The 557-nt window shown below is 48.3% G+C and carries 1 protein-coding gene; it reads right to left on the bottom strand.

The window, feature by feature from the left end; genetic code table 11:
• A partial coding sequence (gene rsxG / locus CWB98_RS23550; protein WP_138546981.1) for an electron transport complex subunit RsxG occupies positions 1–557 on the bottom strand: 557 nt, incomplete at both ends.

The raw sequence follows: 557 nt of genomic DNA, 5'->3' as shown, positions 1-557 counted from the left end.
TGCTTTTCACTGTTGTCACCACTGCGCGAGGAGTAATGGTTGCGCCGGTGAACTGATCAAACATGCCGCCATCTTTTTTCACTGCCCAACGCTCATCGTCTGTGCCTTGCACTTGCTTATTGGCAAAAGAGTAAATCCAATCACTGCGTTTAGTTTCTACTTTATCGCCAAGCCCTGGGGTTTCGTTGTGTTTGGTAACTCGCACTCCACTGACGGTGCCGTCAGGATAAACAGCACTGATCATATCTATATTGCCACTGTAGCCATTTGCGGCGGTACTTTGTAGCACTAAGGCGATGACCTTGCCTTGTCTGCGAGCACGATACACTGTGTAGCTCTCACGCGGGCCTAACTGCGGGGTATTGACGGTGGTGCAGTCTAAATAAAGGTCGTTGTCATATTGCGATGCCGGCAACACTTGTTGTAACAAGCCTTGCAATTGTTTTTTCTCTTGGATCGCAATTTTGGGCGCGGTGTATTGCTGCACTAAGGTCACAGCACCTGTAGTAATAAGTGCGAATGCAGCTAAAATCCCACCATTTTTCGCCATCGAAGAA

It is taken from the genome of Pseudoalteromonas rubra (assembly GCF_005887115.1).
Taxonomy (GTDB): Bacteria; Pseudomonadota; Gammaproteobacteria; order Enterobacterales; family Alteromonadaceae; genus Pseudoalteromonas; species Pseudoalteromonas rubra_F.
This window is presented reverse-complemented; position numbering and strand designations above follow the sequence as displayed.